This is a genomic window from Fusibacter sp. QWL-12, assembly GCF_058683495.1.
In genome coordinates this window covers 3281043-3299209 of sequence record NZ_CM178745.1, presented here as the reverse complement: position 1 = coordinate 3299209, position 18167 = coordinate 3281043, and the positions used below count along the sequence as shown (strand labels likewise).

The following is an 18167-nucleotide window of genomic DNA, read 5'->3' as shown; positions in this document are numbered from 1 at the left end:
CGCCTCCATTTCAATGTCTCGAATCATTTGCTTTTATTTTTTTGATGGTTTTCTTGGCTTCATAAGACACCAAGTATTCATAGGTTGTTTTAGGAACTATTCTTTTAATTTCTTCCCAATCGTTTGATTTAATCAATCTTCTTACACGGGATGCGCTAATTGCTTCGCCACTTTGCTGCTTTCGTGGTACTTCTATCGCTTCAATTTGATAGGTTGGTAAAATCAGCTTCATGTAGTCATTGTATTTTTTAGTCGTTTCACAATAAGGCTCTTCTCCAAAGAAACGCTTTGTAATCCCCATACTTGGTGCTATATGTCCCCCAAAAATCTTTAAATCTAACTGCGCTTGTAAATCCACTGCGCGATCTACTTTTTTGAGAAAATAACTGGGAAATGTCGCCTGAGATATGATATATTCTCCACCTTTTATAACCGTTAAGTTAGTAATATGTGTGGTGCCTTCTAATATTAATCGCATGCGAACGTCATAGGAAAATGTGGAAGCATCCTCAGATACGACAAAGACATAAAGGTGATCACATTTTGATGCTGCAGTCTCAATCAAGTAGAGATGACCCAAAGTAAATGGATTACAATTCATGACGATTGAACCTATATTTTCTGTCTGTAATTTAAACAAGCCCATTCTTTTAAGATATCTCTTAAAACCGTCTGGTTTTTTTTCAAGTAAAACCACAGTTTCGCCTTCAAACTCGGCACTTTCGATTTTGTAAAAACCAATGTGCTCAAATGCAGATGCAGCTTTTTCAGAAGTATAGACATAGACATTTTGATAGATTAAATCTTCAAGAATGTCTTGTACCATTAGCGCTAATGCATTCGTTCCTTGATGAGACTTTGAAATGGCAACACTCCGAAGTGTATTCCCTGTAACAGTTGCTGTTCCAGCTAATTTTCCTGAGTCATAAAATCCGAAAGTCGTACCACCAAAATCATCTAGTCTTATGTTTTGTTCTGATAACAAGTCCATGACTTTGCGCATCTCATTGGTATTAGGTTTTATAATTTTAAGTTCAGTTGTTGAAACCATTTATGCCTCAATCCTTTTGTAGCTTGTGTTTTTAAACAAAAAAAATCAGTACACAAATATAATTTGTATACTGATCTTAGGGGTTTTGCCCCGCATTATCCGTAATATTCACTTAGTTAAAAAGTTCCGCAAAATTGACTCATCATCTATTCTGCTTGAACACAATCACATTGTAATTGATATGTGAACAAAATGCAACTATTTTTTTAACAAGTATTTTTTTTATAGATTTATGAAGTAAAAAAACAGCACAACCGCCATAAGATCAGCTGCACCACCATGGCTAATACGCTCTACTATACACCACTGATCGTATTTTTCAATGAGATCACGCCCTCTTTCAGTTTGCATAGCACCATTTTGTAATACTTTTTCTGCAAAGGATTGGCTCTCTTGCAAATATACTAATCCCTTACGTCCGATAACGTTGGAGTCATCTAATGCCACAATAATTTTAAGCAAGACTTGTATCGCAGCGTGTTCTAAACTCTGATTTTCGGCAAGCGCTTTCTTTAGTTCGGGTAAGCCAATTTCAAATACCGCTGGATAGCCTCTTGCAGCTTCACCTCTTGCGCCTAAAAGGCCGTATTTTAAATATTGGTCAATGCCATATGTTTTTTTATCTGTCGATTTTATATGTTGAAGCTCATAATTAACAGCATCCGATACGTATTGGGAAATTCGATTGCGAATCCATTCGATTTTTTCATCATAGTTATTTTGTAAACACTGATATTTCGACTCACAAACCGCTGCTAAATTAAGTCCTAGAGCATAGATAGCACCTTTATGTGTATTAACGCCAATTGTCGCTTCTAACATGCTCTTTTCCGCTAAAATGCCCAAGGGTTGAATGGCACTAAAGATTTCTTTTGCACTTAAGTTCTCTAGACTGTGGACATCATTTTCTATACTTATTAAACCATATAACTTATCTATGGTCGCCTCTATCTCTCTAAAATAGGGTTCTAGTGCCATACACGAATCTACAAAAGTAAAAAAGTCCATGTCGTTGTGTGCACCTGAGTTGTGACGATCGACAAGTCCTGGCTTCGGCGTCACAGCAACCTCATATAGTAAAGCTTTAGTTGCAAATTTCGAAAAAAGTGTGGTCATGAATTACCTCCGCAATATCGAGGATAATTCTACCACACTTTTTTTAGTTATCAAATCTTATTTTATGACATTAGTCTTTTTTCACCTTCGAGTTCAGTGATTGGTTTAATGTTTTGAGTAATCTCTAAAGTGCCTAAAAACTGCCCTTCCTTGTCTCTCACTGCAAAGTATCTGATATAGACAAACTGATCACCAAGCTTGATCCAAAAATCTTCATTGTCCTTTTTACCACTACGCAAATCATCTACGATTTGTTCGACGATATGGACGCTTTTTGGTGGATGACAATGCTTCACTTCACGGCCAATAATCGTCACTGGTCGATCAAAAATGCGTTCTTTTCCTTGAGTAAAGTACTTCACTTGGTTGTTGGCATCCACAAAGGTCATATCAAATGGTACGGTGTTTAAAATGGCGTTAATCTCTTTTGCTGAAAGACCACCGGCATCCATTGGCACATACGTATGTGCGTCTTTTTGAATCCGGTTAACGATGATATCTTGTAGAGAAACAGACGATGGAACTTCATGTGTTACTTCAGGCTGTTTCAATATCTGTGAAGGTCTTGCAGGTTCTCCCACAGAATTAACTTCACCGATTTCTTCAACGAGCTTTGGACGCCATCTGTTCACTGAATTTAATAGTGTATAACCAATATCAGCACTTGCCGCTTCTATCTCAATCCATTCGCTTTGTGAGAACTTTTCAAGGATCATTGGAAACATAATTTCCTCTTCTTTAAAAATCATTTCATTGATTTGATGGACGACGTCATTCACCATTTGATTGAGCTGTAGTACATCCACTTTTTCTTGGCTTAAAAGTGATTTTACGACTTTGATTTTAAGGCGAATCTCATCATCTACACCCCACATTACCTGAGGTGGCGCGGTAATATTGTATTTTTCCATGTATGGGAAAATAAGATTTTCTTTGCGTTTGTAGTGTTTGTCAATGGTCTCTAACTTCAGGATGATATTTAGCAATGTTTGTTTTCTCTCTGTACTGGTGTGTTCTGAGTATGCACTAAGGGCACCTAAAAGATCATGATCCATGAGCTGCTCTAATCTGCGATTTTCAAGCTTAAAGGTATGAAGTGGATGACCTAGATCAAAATCCTGAGGGTCAAAGCCATCTTCTCTATGAATGTCTTCAATAGAGCCTTTAAACACACTTGCATGTACGTCACATAATTTTTGTATTTCAGATACTGCTAGCCCTTCATCGACTAAGGCCTGTTCGATCTCTGTGATTTCAGTAGCAGATACGTTAACTGTAAGTGCTTCAAATGCAGCTTTTACTGCATCTACGGACTCGCCTTCATGTAGCCTTTTTATGATTGCCTTTAATGCGTCCTTTTTATGGTCACTGTTGTTGATAAATTCACTCATGTTCATCCTCCTTCAGTTCAAATCCGTGTTGTTTTAGTTGATCATTAATCGTAGTTAATGCAATATTTTTAAGCCTAGAACCTTTTTCAAGCGTCATTACTCTACCAACTGTCTGTAGCATACCAGGTTTTACAATATCGACAAACCCAAGCTCAAATAAGACATTTTTCATATCAGGATAGCTTTCACATAATTCATAAACTGTGCTTTTTAAACTTATAGAAATCATTTGAAATCTCCTTTGTGTTCTTTTGTCTTAATCTTATTCTTATTGAGAATCACTTTCAGTAACATAGGTTACAAAAAACACTTGTAGCGTTACTTCGTTAAAGTTAGTGCCACAAGTGTTTATTTGATTTTAATCTGAAATTTTCATATGAAATTAAGATATCAACTCTAGACCCAAGACATTCGCTTACTGATATCAGTAAGGAAGGTATGTCGTTTCAATTATGGTTGAATATTAAACATCGAATTGCTATCAAAGTCTATAAATTCAACATCTTCTGGAGGCATAAACAACGTCATATCCATATTTGAATCTTCTGATATATGCGTCACCTCGTTGGTCATTAGAACCGTACCACCTTGCTCTACTGTGTATTTCATTGGGATGCCATACTTCACGGAAAACCACATCTTAACCATGTACGTGCCTGCACCTTCAGCTGATTCTTGTGTTTCTACATAGATGACTTCTTCGCCATTAAGCATATCTTTTCTAGCAATGATGTTCGCGTCACCCATATCTGTAATTTCTTCCAAATCTGTGTTTACACCCATATCCCCACCAGATGCTAAAGCCTCGGATTCTTCTTCACTCATATCAGCAAACTTTATGCCTTGTGTATCCCCTTCTAGATATTGATATGAAACGCCATCATCTGCGTTATGAATATAGATTTGATTGCCAAACCCCATTATTTCCGTTTCCATTCTAAGGTTATCACCTGAATAATAATAGGTTGATGTCATAGTTCCTTCTGCTGAAGTGAGCTTATACTTAATCACCATATGATCCGGCTGATAGTAATTAAGCGTTTCGAGTAACGCTAGACCTTCCAGATCATTAGACTCGCTTGCCGCTTCTGTCATTTCTGTTGTAGCTTCAGCCTGCGTAGTTGCTTCTGCAACCGTTGTCTCTTGTTGTGTTGTCTCATCGACATCAGAATTACTTCCGGAACAACCAGAAAGAATGAACACAAAAACCATTAACATGACCCATATATTTTTACGCAACATATAAACCTCCTTTATCTATCTAATTATTATCCCGTTTGTGTATTTTAAATCATTTCAAGATAAATATGTACCTTAAGACCTATTTGTTAAATCTACAAATAAGTTTAAAATGAAGTTAGCTTTACTCTTTATTTAAATATAATTAAAATTTGAAAAAATTATTCTGGGTATACTGTGAAAAATGAAGTATTTAAAGGAGCTCATATGAAAGTACTTTATATTGCTAACGATGATAATTTTTCGGTAAATCTCCAATCATTTATTGAAAATAAGGGCATTGCCTTTGAACACAAAAGGCTAGATCATACATCATTAATGACTGCATCTCTCAATGATTCTCAGCTTATAATATTTGATTGCTCAGAGGACATACTTAACATTGAACTGATGATTAAACAGATGCTCTCTTCCTCGATTAGTCCTATCTCGATTATCATCATATCAGATCAAATCGACTTTTTAGCAAAGACCCATTTGTATGATCTTGGTATAATGACAGTAATGCGTAAGACGGGTTTCAGCTATGGACGACTCAATAAATATCTTGACACTATTAGTCAAGAAATTGAAACCATAAAGACGCTCTCTGAACTTAATATTGCTGTAATCGACGACAGTCGGTTTTCACTTGAGATTATTAAAGCTTTCTTTTTAAAATACAATATTACAAAGGTGGATTATTACCAAAAAGCGACCGATTTCATGGATCAAGAGTTTATGTACGATCTTTATTTGGTAGACTTGGTTATGCCTGATTACGATGGTGAGGATGTCATATATAACATCCGAGAATACAATCACAATGCCATTGTCATACTGGTAACTACTTATGGTGAAGGAAAAGCGATCTCACATTGTCTTGCAATTGGGGCTGATGATTTCATTTTAAAACCCCTTGATTTTAAACTCTTTATGTTGCGTATTCATACTTGCTTAACCCATTATAGAATTACGCAAGACAACTTCAAAAAGACTGAAAAGCTCTACGAGCTCGCCACTAGAGATGGACTTACTGGTGTTTACAATCGCGCCTTTTACATTGAGAGCTTTAATAAAAAAGTACATGAATCACTCCGAAATAACCGTCCGTTTTCACTGATATTACTCGATCTGGATTATTTCAAGCAGATTAATGATGAATATGGCCATCTAACTGGTGATGAAGTATTAAAATCAGTTGCTAATTTGTTGAAATCTCAGCTTCGAGAAAGTGACTTAATATGCCGTTGGGGTGGCGAAGAATTTAGTATTCTACTCCTCGATACAGACCTGAAATCCGCTTCCTTTGTCGCTGAAAAGCTACGCACACAGATAGAGTCGTTGAGAGTAGACGGTATCGTTAAACTGACTTCAAGCTTTGGTGTAACACAGTGGCGTGAAGATGATACTGAGGAATCAGTATTCAAACGCGTCGATAACTCACTCTATTTAGCAAAGTTAACAGGCAGAAACAAGGTGGTCACAGATGAGGAGTTATACATCAACGCTTCGGGTTTACCGATCAACATAGAATGGGGACCCTTTTTTAGAAGTGGTAACCCTGAGATCGACGATGAGCACTTTGCATTAATTCGTCTTTCAAATGAAATCATCGTGAACTGCTTTAGACCTGAAACCGAAGAAGAGACCTTAAAACAGTTTGATAAGCTGATGTCACATATCGTGACGCACTTTGATAACGAAGAGGAAATTCTAGAAAAATACCATTATTCGCAGTTAGAAGAACACAAGCAAATTCACAGAGAATTAGTGACTAAGGCAAAAAGCATAGAGAAAGGGCTTCACAATCATTCAATTTCAGTCCTCACTGTTGCAAAATATCTGATCCAAGATGTCGTTGTGGGGCATATTATTAAAAGTGATTTTGATTTTTTTGACTTATTTCAAAATTAAATGTTGCACACACTAAAAAAGCAAGCCTATCGGCTTGCTTCTTTAGATTGTTGACATTTCAAAGGATCGACTATTTAAAGAGTGGCTAACCTCCTAAATATGCGCGTTTAACACTATCATCCTCAAGAAGCACCTTCGCATCCCCTGAGTTGATAATTTTCCCTGTTTCCAGTACATATGCTCGATCGGCTACTTGTAGTGCTTGATTTGCATTTTGCTCGACAAGTAGGATCGTTGTACCTTGTTTTTTTATGGTTTCGACAATATTGAAGATTTCTTTAACGAGTAATGGTGCAAGCCCCATAGAAGGCTCGTCTAGAAGAAGTAATTTTGGTTTTGACATCATCGCACGGCCTATAGCCAGCATCTGTTGTTCGCCACCACTCAATGTTCCAGAAGGTTGATTAATCCTTTCCTTGAGCCTTGGAAAATAGGAAAAAACTTGATCGTAATCCGCCTTTAAACCTGATTTGTCTTTTCTGATAAATGCGCCCATTTCCAAGTTTTCTTTTACTGTCATTCTAGAAAACACACGTCTTCCCTCTGGAACATGTGCCATTCCTAAATAGACCAGTTGATGTGGTAACAACTTATTTAAAGGTTCGTCTTCAAATAATACCACACCATTTGTAGGTTCAAGTAATTTGGAAATTGTTTTGAGGATAGTCGTTTTACCAGCACCATTTGCACCAATTAAAGTAACGACTTCACCTGGGCTAACATTAAAACTTACGTCTTTAATCGCGTGAATTTTGTCATAGAAGACATCGATGTTTTTAACTTTTAGCATGCTGTCACCTACTCCCCTAAATAGACGCGAATAACGTCTTTGTTATTTTTTGTTTCTTCCGCAGTTCCTTGAGCGATGACTTTACCATAATCTAGAACCACAATTTTCTCACAAATCCCCATTACCAAACTCATATCGTGCTCAATGAGTAAAATTGCGATATTAAAATTCTTTCTAATTAAGCTGATGGTTTCCATGAGCTCATGTGTTTCCTGTGGATTCATACCTGCGGCTGGCTCATCGAGCATTAAAATTTTGGGTTTTGTCGCCAATGCTCTTGCGATTTCTAACTTTCTTTGTTTCCCATATGGGAGGTTTTTAGCTAAAGTACCTGCATACTCTCGCATTTCAAAGATATCTAAAAATTCAAGACATGCCTCTTCGGCATGTTTTTCGTATTTCCAAAAAGATGGGAGTCTAAAAATACTTGAAAGGGTTGAATAATGCAGATCGTGATGATATGCAATTTTGATGTTTTCAAGAACTGTGAGTTCTTTAAACAATCGTATATTTTGAAAGGTTCTTGATGCTCCCATCTTTACAATTTCATATGGTTTTTTACCGACGATGCTTTTGCCATCTAAAGCAATATCGCCCTCAGTTGGCATATAAACACCGGTCAACATATTAAATACAGTCGTTTTTCCTGCTCCGTTTGGTCCTATTAAGCCGACAAGCTCTTTATCGTTAATTTGAAGGTTGAAATTATCGACTGCTTTTAGTCCACCAAATTGTATGCTTATATTACTTGCCTCCAGTAGCGCCATCGATTCCCCCCCTTTTCTCTCTTTTTCTTAATGCAGAGTGAACCAACTTTGTTCGATCATATAGTGTTTGCCAAGAAAACTCACCTGTTCCAAAAAGCCCTTGTGGCCTAAATAGCATCATAACAATCAGCATGAATGAGTATAAGAGCATTCTAAAATCTGAAAATCCTCTTAATGCCTCTGGCAAGATGGTCAATACAGTAGCTGCAACTATGGTTCCTGTTAAACTCCCCATTCCACCAAGTACGACGATAACCAATATTTCAACTGATCTCATAAAACCAAATGTATTTGGATCGAGGAAAGCGATATAGTGTGCATAAAGCCCACCACCTACACCTGCAAAACCAGCAGCTATAGCAAAGCCTAATACCTTATAATAAGTCGTTCTTACGCCTACTGCCTCTGCTGCAACTTCATCTTCTCTTATCGATAGTATCGCTCTACCTTGCTTAGAATGCGTTAATCTATAAAGAACTAAAATAACCAATGCAGCTATCCAAAACGCACTTTGGAAGGTTGCGATTCTCGGGATTCCTGTTAACCCCTGAGCGCCTCCAGTAATTTTAATATTGTTTATAACGACGCGGATAACCTCACCAAACCCGAGTGTAATAATCGCCAAATAATCGCCTCTCAGTCTAAGTGCAGGAATACCTATGATAATCCCAACGATACTAGCCGCGATTCCTCCGATTATTAAGCTAATTATTAAAAGCAGTAAATTTGGCATCTGACCTTTAAAAGCAATCGAAAATAATGCTGAAGCATATGCACCCACTGCCATAAAACCGGCATGTCCTAGAGTGAGTTGTCCTAAAAAGCCAGTTACTAAATTTAAACTACTTGCTAGAATTACATTTATTAAAATAAAAATGATAATCCCCTGATGATACTTACTCAGCATACCAGTTGCCATCATCCCCATTAATCCAGCGAAGATTAAGACGACAACTGCAAAATTTATCGCATAATTTTTAATCATTTTTTTAGTCATCTTACACCTTCTCTTTCTCGTTCTTGCCAAGAATACCAGTTGGCTTAACGATTAATACGATAATCAGCAAGCCAAATACGATGGCGTCTGACCACTGAGAAGACAGATAAGCTTTGGTAATTGTTTCTATCATACCGATGACGAAACCACCAAGTACAGCTCCTGGGATTAAACCAATGCCCCCTAGTACAGCGGCAATAAATGCTTTTAGCCCTGGTAAGACCCCTAAAGTAGGAAACACTTGAGTATAGGTAATACCATATAAAACACCACCAAGTGCGCCTAATGCCGAACCAATTGCAAACGTTAGTGAAATGGTTTTATTGACATGAATGCCCATTAAAACTGCTGCGTCTTTATCCTCTGATACAGCACGCATCGCTTTTCCAGGCTTTGTTCTCTTTATAAATAAATCAAGTGCAATCATAAATACGATCGAAAGCGCTAATGTGGTTACAGTTACTGTCCCCACTTGAAGCGGACCGATTGCGATTGGTTTTTTCTCAATTAGCTCTGGCATAATCTTAGGATCCGCCTTAAAAATCACCAATGCTAAATTCTGAAGAAAAAAACTAACCCCAATAGCAGTTATTAATACCGATATTCTCGGTGCCTTTCTCAGTGGCTTATATGCAACTCTTTCGACGATAACGCCTATTACAGCCGATAAAACCATTGATATCAGTAATATTGGAATAAATGGTAAGCTTGTGTTGACTGCAAGTATGAAAGCAATATACGCACCAACCATCATAATTTCGCCATGTGCGAAGTTGATTAATCGAATTATACCGTAGACCATTGTATAGCCAAGCGCTATCAATGCATAAATACTACCTACAGATAAACCATTAATCATTTGTTGTAGGAATAATACCAAATGACTTCCCCCCTATTTCTACCGTTTTCTTTGCTTCTCAGCATCTCTGTTAGCCATATTTTTATATAACTCTTTATCTTCCCTTTGAAATTTAAAACGTATTTCAAAAATTTCTTTAAGAAAAGGGGCTGTTGTAAATCTTATATCGATATCCAACAGCTCCTTTCATATTTACATTTAATGCTTATATTCTACTAAGATCGGTAATAATGCTTTAAACTACTCGCCTGATACTTTAGCAGCTAATTTGTGTTCGCCACCAACGATTTGAATGATTGAGATACTCTTAACAGGGTCCCCATTTGCATCGAATGTGATGTGTCCAGTTACATAATCACCATCCGTTTTAGCAAGTGCATCGATAACCTTTTGAGCATCTGTGCTTTTTGCTTTTTCCATAGCTTGAGCCATGATATAAGTTGAGTCATAACCAAGAGCTGCAAGTGCACTAGGTGTTTTACCATACTCTTTTTCATATGCAGCTATAAAATCTTGAACGATTTGTGCACTATCTGTTTTTGCATAGTGATTTGCAAAGTAATGACCTTCAGCTACGTCAGCATAATCTGCTTCAATACCATCCCAGCCATCGCCACCAATTGCGATAACGTCGATACCGAGCTCTTTAATTTGAGAAAGAATAACACCGACTTTTGCTGTGTAATCCGGTAAAAAGATTACGTCAGGGTCTTTATCTGCAATTTTAGTTAATACTGCTTTGAAGTCCGCATCTTTAGTTGTGTAACCTTCGAAATCCGTTACGGTTCCTATTTCTGCAAATTTAGTATTAAATGCATTTGCCAAACCATCAGAGTACGCATCTTCGATGTTATAGAGTACAGCAGCAGTTTTAGCGCCTAATTGCTCTGTAGCAAATTTTGCTGCAGTTGCACCTTGATATGGATCTGTGTAGCATGCTCTAAATACGTTTGCTGCATTTAAAGTTACATCATTATGAGTCGCTGTAGGTGATAACACTGGCATATTATCGCCAACTGCGATTTCTTTAATCGCTAAAGTTTCACCACTGAATGTACCACCGATTAAACCTTTAATACCATCTTGATCTCTTAAACGATTGTAAGCATTTACTGCCTCTGTTTTGTCACCCTTACTGTCATAATCGATGATATCGATTGTAGCACCATTTACCCCACCAGCTGCATTGATTTCTTTTGCAGCTAATTTTGCACCTTCAGCAACTGCTGTTCCGTACATACTGTAATCGCCTGTCATAGGTCCGATTACCCCCAACTTGATAACACTGTCTGCTTCAGATTTTGAACAACCTGCCAAAGCCAAACTTAGAATCATAACCATAGCCATTATTAATGCTAATCTTTTCTTCATAAGAAATTCCCCTCTCTTTTATTTCCGCCTTGTATCCTATCGAACAGAGTCTTTCTACGGCGGACTAATTTGTCTTTCAAATATGAAACTTATTGTAATCTGTATTTTCTGAATAATCAATCACTTTTTTTATAATTTCAAATAAAAATTAATTTTTATATAAATATTTGATTTATAACGCTTCAATTTCAACATTTATAAGTCTGCTTTCAATTTTTTTCACAATCCATTACACACAAAAAAACATAACCAAAAGTATTTGGTATGTCTTATAAATTAATTTTATGTAACATTTGTCTCGAAAAAGTTCAAGGTTTCCAAAATAAAAACGTCCGCGTACGGCGGACGTTTTTGATTGTTTTAGTATAAAATTGTTTGCGATAGATCTTATTTAATTTTCAAACTTATTTTTTCCTGATGACTTTGCGCGATAGAGCGCTTCATCTGATCTTTGGATGGCTTCTTTCATCGTGTCGCCTTCATTCCATGTTGCACAGCCGATACTGCAGCCTACATGTAAAGAAAACGAATGATACACGATTGGCTTATTGATAACGTCTATGATTCTTCTTGCCACAAGTGACCCTAAGTCTAATGGTGTCTCATTTGGAATCAGTAAAATTACAAACTCATCGCCACCAATTCTTGCGACGATCTCACGATCTCTGATGGTCATCTGCAATCTTTCAGCAACCTCACAGAGTACATAATCACCAGCTTCGTGTCCATATTGATCGTTGATCTGCTTAAATCCATCTAAATCAATTGATAACACAGATAACTGCTTATAATGTCTCGTCGTTTGATCAAAGTAAGCTTTCAATCCTGCACGATTTGCTATACCTGTTAAACCATCTGTATTGGCAACATTTTCAAGCGTATTAATCGTCGCCATATTGATGTTTAAGGCTTCAAATAGCTCATGTAATGTCTCAGATAATTTTTCGATTTCCAATACACCTTTATGTGTTGGAAGTGAAGGCTTTTCACCAAATCTCGCCTGATCAAGCGCTTTAATGAGAACCTCTAATGGTTTTGTAATGGCTTTACCAAAATAGCGTCCAAATAAAACAAAGACGACAAATAAAATAATGCCGATCGACCATATCACCCACTGTAGGTTACGTACACTGCTTAGAGCGGTTGACTTATCCTGTCTAACGAAGATCGTCCAATTGAGACCACTGTAATTTAAGTAGCCATCTGCAATAGAACTGGCTTCAATATAATGCCAGTTATCACTTTCATAAACTTGACCAACTTTCGACGCATCGCCCAAAAGTGTACTACCGTCCACAGCGCTAACGACAAAGATTTCAATTTGGTCGTTCTCAATGGGTTCAAGTACTGTCGCTTCAACTTCTCTTGCCCATTCCCAGCTCAAATGTGCTGCTATAACACCGATAATATTACCACTCTGATCGGTCAACGGAAAACTGATATCCACGAACTGCATAACCTCTCCTGTAGGATTAGGAAGCAAATTTGCTAATAACACAGCCTCATGAACATCACCAATAAACTCTCCTTTAATCCCCTCTAGATAGACAGGCCTTTGAGAGATATCTCCACCTAATAAGATATCGTCAGTTGCTGCGATTACTTTTCCGTTTACATCGGTAACACCGATCCATGAGAACGATGGGAACTGAAGCTTTAAACTATTTAAAAGCGCGCTCACTTCCTCAGGATGATCCAACGTTTTCATCGGTTCAAGTTCTGAAATCGTATAGAGCTCTCCCGATCTCGACCACATGAACTGATCCATCTTGTCTGCCATATGAAAAGCTGTTTCAGACAAGGACTGTTCCACTTTTTTCCGCATAGAATTACCAACAAATACACCAATCGTGATACTTGAAATAAGCATTAATATCAAAACGATCAGTGAAATAGCAATATAAATATGCGTACTCAATTTCTTTGATTTTTTTAATTGCATGTTGCCCCCAAGTTCTATTCTAATACTTCCTTGATAAAGATATAATTATAATTTCACAACATATCGTTTATCATAAAACTATTTTATACGAACAATTGGAATTTGCATACAAAAAACACAATTTCCGTTGGGTACAAAGATTTCAGACTTATGTCCTATTTGTTAGGTCAATATAAACTCGGTCAATTATATCAGATTGATAGGCCGGACGCATGATTTTTGTATCACTTGCGACCTGTTCAATCCTATGTGCACACCATCCAGCGATTCGAGAAGCGGCAAATAGTGGCGTAAATAATTCACTTGGAATGTTCAGCATCTCATAGACAAATCCACTGTATAAATCTACATTCGAGCAAATTACAGCTTCTTTGCCCTTTCTTTCTTTAATCAGCTCTTTTGTCAGTTTTTCGATGTTCAAATATAGGCTATAGGTTGCAATGGCATCACTGCCTTTTTCCTCAGCAAGTTCCAATGCCTTTTCCTTAAGGAGTGTAGCTCTAGGGTCTGACAAAGTGTAGACCGCATGTCCCATACCATAGATTAAACCAGTGCCGTCAAAGTATTTTTTATCTAGAATTCCTGTTAAATACGCTTTCAATGCAACTTCATTCTGCCAATCCTCACACTCTTGTTTGATCGTTTCCACCATGGCAGTCACCTTAGAATTTGCACCGCCATGCTTAGGTCCTTTTAAAGCACCAATGGCAGAACTAATCGCCGAATACGTATCAGTGCCACTTGAAGAGACCACATGAATCGCAAAAGTTGAGTTGTTACCACCACCATGTTCTGCGTGAATTGCCATTAAAAGATCTAAGGTTTCCGCCTCAACAGCTGTAAATTGGCAATCAGGGCGAGACAATCTCAATATATTTTCAGCCGTACTTAGCTTTGGATCAGGTTGATGAATATATAAGCTCTTTCCTTCAAAATAATGTGCCTTTGCTTGATACCCATAGCTGATTATAGTTGGAAAGCTTGCAATAAGTTGAATCGACTGTCTCATCAGATTCTCTATTTCAATGCTATCGGGATTTTCATCATCTGAGTAAAGCACCAAGACACTGCGTTGTAGTTTGTTCATAATATCTCGACTTGGTATTTTTAAAATCATGTTTTCAGTGAATCCCGCTGGTAACTGTCTATAAGTTCCAAGTAGTGTTTTAAACTCTTGTAACTGTATAGCCGTTGGCAGTTCCCCCACTAAAAGCAAATAAGCGACCTCTTCAAACCCAAATCGTTTTTCACTTTGAAAGCCTTTGACCAAATCCGAAATATTGTAGCCTCTATAATACAGTCTACCCTCATCAGGCTGTTTCAAACCCTCTATGATTCGGTAGCCTTCAACGTTACCCACTTCAGTTAAACCGACGAGCACACCCGTCCCATTAGGATTTCGAAGGCCGCGTCTCACATCGTATTTTTCATAAAGACTTTCAGATATGCGATTGTTTTTCTCAGCCTTTTCTGCAAGAGACTTTATCAACGAATTCTTAGCCTCATTTTTTATGTCTACCATAACTCACTTCACCTCCGATGCCAGAACTTCGATAACGCGTTTGGTAAATTCAGTGGTAGTAATTTGTCCGCCTAAATCCTTGGTATGATTTTCTGGATTCTTAAGCAAAAGTTCTATCGCTTTTTCAAGTTTTTCACCTTTATCTGTCTCACCAACGTGCTTGAGTAACATCGCTGCAGAGAGTAACATCGCTGTCGGATTGGCTAGATTTTTACCAGCGATATCAGGGGCACTGCCGTGTACAGGTTCAAACAGGGCATAGCCATTTCCTATATTCGCACTAGCCGTTAACCCAAGGCCACCCACTAACCCTGCACACAAATCCGACAGAATATCACCATATAGATTCATCGTTACAAATACGTCAAACTGATTGGGATTAATCACCAGCTGCATGCAAAGATTGTCTATGATCATCTCTTCAAACTCGATGTCTGGGTAAGACTGACTGATCTTTCGACCGATTTCTAAAAACAGTCCATCTGTCTCCTTTAAGATGTTGGCTTTATGCGCCAAAGTTACCTTTTTACGATTTTGTGCACGGGCATAGTCAAAGGCAGCACGGATAATTCTTTCTGAGCCATGACGTGTAATCACCTTAATTGAATGTCTTGTATCCTCATCCACACGTTCTTCTATCCCCGCATAAAGCCCTTCTGTATTCTCTCTAAATATGACCAAATCAACCGCTTTATATCTAGAGGGAACACCTTCAAATGATTTGGCAGGACGTACATTGGCATAAAGATCAAAATGCTTCCTCAAGTAAACATTGACGCTTCTAAAGCCCTTTCCGATCGGCGTCGCAATAGGTCCCTTGAGTATGAGTTTTGTCTTCTCTGCACTATCAAACACTTGCATTGGAACGAGTTCGCCAGTTTGTTCCAACGCTTTACTGCCTGCAATGACATGCTGCCAGCTGATATCTTCAACTAGAAAATCAAGTACTTCTTTCGCACTTTTCGTCACTTCAGGCCCTATGCCATCCCCCTCAATTAATGTAATCTCTATATTTGCCATACCTCTACCTCATCGCTTTCTTTCATAATTTCTAGTCAAATGATCTAATTTTACGTTTTATTTACCACTCTTTGACTTTAACAAATTGATTTGCCCGCCAGCTCTTATCTTCATAACATCTTCAAGTGAGCCATCTAATCTCACTCGAACCGATATGCGCTTGGTTTCGTTAAAGATATCAAACCCTTCCACAAAGTCCATATCAGAAATCATCTCAAGATTACTCATATGGATTTCATCTGATGCTGCAAGATTTCGATAGCTTTTCGCATCGATGATCAGTGGCAAAATACCTGAATTAATCAGGTTCGCTCGATGAATTCTTGCAAATGATTTTGCCAGAACCACTCTTACACCAAGATATAATGGTACCAACGCCGCATGCTCACGACTCGAGCCTTGCCCATAATTTTCGCCTCCAACGATGATGAGATTTTGATCCTTATATTTAACAACTGCATCCTCATAAAACGAACTTGAAACCCCTTTGAAACAATGCTTACTGAGTTCAGGTACATTGGATCTAAGTGGTAACAGAGATGCATTTGAGGGAACGATATCATCTGTGGTAATATTGTCACCCGTTTTGAGTATGATCTTACCTTTTAGTAAGTCAGGGAGTGGCACATTTATAGGAAATGGTTTAATATTAGGTCCCATTTCAATCTGCACTGACTTTGATGCAGTGTCCTCTATCATATAATGGGTCATCGTTTTGTATGCTTCAGGCTCTGTAACTTCAAATAGTGCCGCATTTGATTCTAAAGTCGCCGGTGAAACCAACTTCCCTTTAAGAGCTGATATTGCAGCAGTTTCAGGACTAACTAAGTACACGCTAGCAGATTCTGTACCACATCGACCTTTGAAATTTCTATTAAATGTTCTAAGGGATATGGCATTAGATTTTGGCGCTTGACCCATACCGATGCAAGGGCCACAGGCAGCTTCAAGTATCCGCGCGCCAGAAGCTATCATTTTGCCTAAAGCACCATTTTCTGCAAGCATATTTAAGATGGTACTTGAACCTGGTGAGATTACTAAACTCACATGGGACGGTAGCTGCTTACCGTCTAAAATATTGGCCACTCGCATTAGATCTTTAAAAGAGGAATTGGTGCAACTGCCTATGGCAACCTGATCGATAACGACATCACCCGCTTCATCTACAGTAACGACATTATCAGGACTATGTGGTAATGCAACCATAGGTTCAATCGCATTTAGATCCAGCTGAATCACTTGATCATAGCTTGAATCGACATCTGATTTTAACTCGATATAGCCACTTTCCCTGCTTTGTCGTTTTAGGTAATCATAGGTTTGCTCATCTGAAGGAAATAAAGAAGTTGTCGCACCAAGTTCTGCACCCATATTGGTAATTGTCGCACGATCTGTTAGCGTCAATGAAGCAACCCCCTCTCCAAAGTATTCGATTACTGAGCCAACGCCTCCCTTTACAGTTAGCTGCTTAAGAAGCGTCAAGATAACATCCTTTCCATTTACCCATGGCTTAAGTGCGCCGGTCAGGTGAACACCGATCACCTTTGGTACTTTTAAAGTATAGTAGCCATACGCCAGTCCTACGGCGACATCCAAACCTCCAGCCCCTATGGCAAGCATGCCCATTGCGCCACAGGTTGGTGTATGTGAATCAGATCCTATAAGAAGTTTTCCTGGAACAGCATATCTTTCAAGGTGAAGTTGATGACAGATGCCATTACCCGCTTTAGAATACTTAATACCGAACTTTGAAGCAACAGTTCTAATAAAATCATGATCATCCGCATTCTCAAAACCAGCTTGAAGAAGATTGTGATCAATATAGGCAACTGCAGTTTCAGGTGCGATTTTTACAGGGTCTAGTGCTAAAAGTTGCAAATAAACCATCGTGCCGGTTGAATCCTGTGTCAGGGTTTGATCGACCCTTAATTTCACTTCATTTCCTGTTTTTAATTCACCTTCGAGCAGATGACTACTCAATAATTTCAATGTTAAGTTCATCGAATAAGTCCCTCCATTTTTGCAAGTATACAATTTGAAAAATTCATTTATCGTATTATTGTATACGATTATACGCATTTGAATTTCACTTGTCAATTCACTTAGAACATCAAAATTAATTTATATAAAATAAACTTTAACCAGTTAAGCGAAATAAAAATCTTCGGACATCGAGTCCACAGATTTTACCACAAGCAAGATTGTG

The 18167-nt window shown here is 38.0% G+C and carries 15 protein-coding genes; 1 reads left to right on the top strand and 14 read right to left on the bottom strand.

Annotated elements, in window-relative coordinates; all coding sequences use genetic code 11:
* Positions 1 to 10 precede the first annotated feature (10 nt).
* The 5 genes from citC to AC4PID_RS15825 all read right to left on the bottom strand — a co-directional run bounded on the left by citC (position 11) and on the right by AC4PID_RS15825 (position 4800).
* Positions 11 to 1051, bottom strand: coding sequence for a [citrate (pro-3S)-lyase] ligase (citC, locus tag AC4PID_RS15845; protein WP_492132959.1), 1041 nt, complete (start codon positions 1049 to 1051; stop codon positions 11 to 13).
* A 222-nt stretch (positions 1052 to 1273) separates the two neighbouring features.
* Complete coding sequence (locus AC4PID_RS15840) at positions 1274 to 2167, bottom strand: triphosphoribosyl-dephospho-CoA synthase (RefSeq protein ID WP_492132958.1); 894 nt, start codon at positions 2165 to 2167, stop codon at positions 1274 to 1276.
* Between the two features lie 62 nt (positions 2168 to 2229).
* Positions 2230 to 3558: a DUF438 domain-containing protein gene (locus tag AC4PID_RS15835; protein ID WP_492132957.1), complete on the bottom strand. Its 1329-nt coding sequence runs from the start codon at positions 3556 to 3558 to the stop codon at positions 2230 to 2232.
* Entirely contained in the window at positions 3551 to 3787 is a 237-nt protein-coding gene (locus AC4PID_RS15830; protein WP_492132956.1) for a DUF1858 domain-containing protein, read from the bottom strand. Before AC4PID_RS15830 ends, AC4PID_RS15835 begins: the two co-directional genes overlap by 8 nt.
* 221 nt (positions 3788 to 4008) lie before the next feature.
* Complete coding sequence (locus AC4PID_RS15825; protein WP_492132955.1) at positions 4009 to 4800, bottom strand: hypothetical protein; 792 nt, start codon at positions 4798 to 4800, stop codon at positions 4009 to 4011.
* 204 nt (positions 4801 to 5004) lie between these two features.
* Here AC4PID_RS15825 and AC4PID_RS15820 point away from each other — a divergent pair, with 204 nt between their 5' ends.
* Positions 5005 to 6693, top strand: coding sequence for a diguanylate cyclase (locus tag AC4PID_RS15820; RefSeq protein WP_492132954.1), 1689 nt, complete (start codon positions 5005 to 5007; stop codon positions 6691 to 6693).
* A gap of 85 nt (positions 6694 to 6778) precedes the next feature.
* Here the strand turns inward: AC4PID_RS15820 and AC4PID_RS15815 are convergent, their stop codons facing one another.
* The 9 genes from AC4PID_RS15815 to AC4PID_RS15775 all read right to left on the bottom strand — a co-directional run bounded on the left by AC4PID_RS15815 (position 6779) and on the right by AC4PID_RS15775 (position 17962).
* Positions 6779 to 7483, bottom strand: coding sequence for an ABC transporter ATP-binding protein (locus AC4PID_RS15815; protein ID WP_492132953.1), 705 nt, complete (start codon positions 7481 to 7483; stop codon positions 6779 to 6781).
* An 8-nt stretch (positions 7484 to 7491) separates the two neighbouring features.
* Complete coding sequence (locus AC4PID_RS15810; RefSeq protein ID WP_492132952.1) at positions 7492 to 8250, bottom strand: ABC transporter ATP-binding protein; 759 nt, start codon at positions 8248 to 8250, stop codon at positions 7492 to 7494.
* Positions 8228 to 9247: a branched-chain amino acid ABC transporter permease gene (locus tag AC4PID_RS15805; protein WP_492132951.1), complete on the bottom strand. Its 1020-nt coding sequence runs from the start codon at positions 9245 to 9247 to the stop codon at positions 8228 to 8230. The genes AC4PID_RS15810 and AC4PID_RS15805 overlap by 23 nt, the downstream gene beginning before the upstream one ends.
* A gap of 1 nt (position 9248) precedes the next feature.
* Positions 9249 to 10106 (bottom strand): branched-chain amino acid ABC transporter permease, encoded by an 858-nt coding sequence (locus tag AC4PID_RS15800; protein ID WP_492132950.1) that lies wholly within the window; start codon positions 10104 to 10106, stop codon positions 9249 to 9251.
* 240 nt (positions 10107 to 10346) lie between these two features.
* Positions 10347 to 11477, bottom strand: a complete 1131-nt coding sequence (locus tag AC4PID_RS15795; RefSeq protein WP_492132949.1) for an ABC transporter substrate-binding protein — start codon at positions 11475 to 11477, stop codon at positions 10347 to 10349.
* A 391-nt stretch (positions 11478 to 11868) separates the two neighbouring features.
* Complete coding sequence (locus AC4PID_RS15790; RefSeq protein ID WP_492132948.1) at positions 11869 to 13419, bottom strand: diguanylate cyclase domain-containing protein; 1551 nt, start codon at positions 13417 to 13419, stop codon at positions 11869 to 11871.
* A gap of 148 nt (positions 13420 to 13567) precedes the next feature.
* The gene (locus tag AC4PID_RS15785; RefSeq protein ID WP_492132947.1) at positions 13568 to 14941 is read right to left on the bottom strand and encodes a citrate/2-methylcitrate synthase; all 1374 of its coding nucleotides are present in this window, start codon (positions 14939 to 14941) and stop codon (positions 13568 to 13570) included.
* Between the two features lie 3 nt (positions 14942 to 14944).
* Positions 14945 to 15961 carry an isocitrate/isopropylmalate dehydrogenase family protein gene (locus AC4PID_RS15780; RefSeq protein ID WP_492132946.1) on the bottom strand — a complete coding sequence of 339 codons (1017 nt, stop codon included), beginning with the start codon at positions 15959 to 15961 and terminating at the stop codon, positions 14945 to 14947.
* Between the two features lie 57 nt (positions 15962 to 16018).
* The gene (locus tag AC4PID_RS15775) at positions 16019 to 17962 is read right to left on the bottom strand and encodes an aconitate hydratase (RefSeq protein ID WP_492132945.1); all 1944 of its coding nucleotides are present in this window, start codon (positions 17960 to 17962) and stop codon (positions 16019 to 16021) included.
* Positions 17963 to 18167 lie beyond the last annotated feature (205 nt).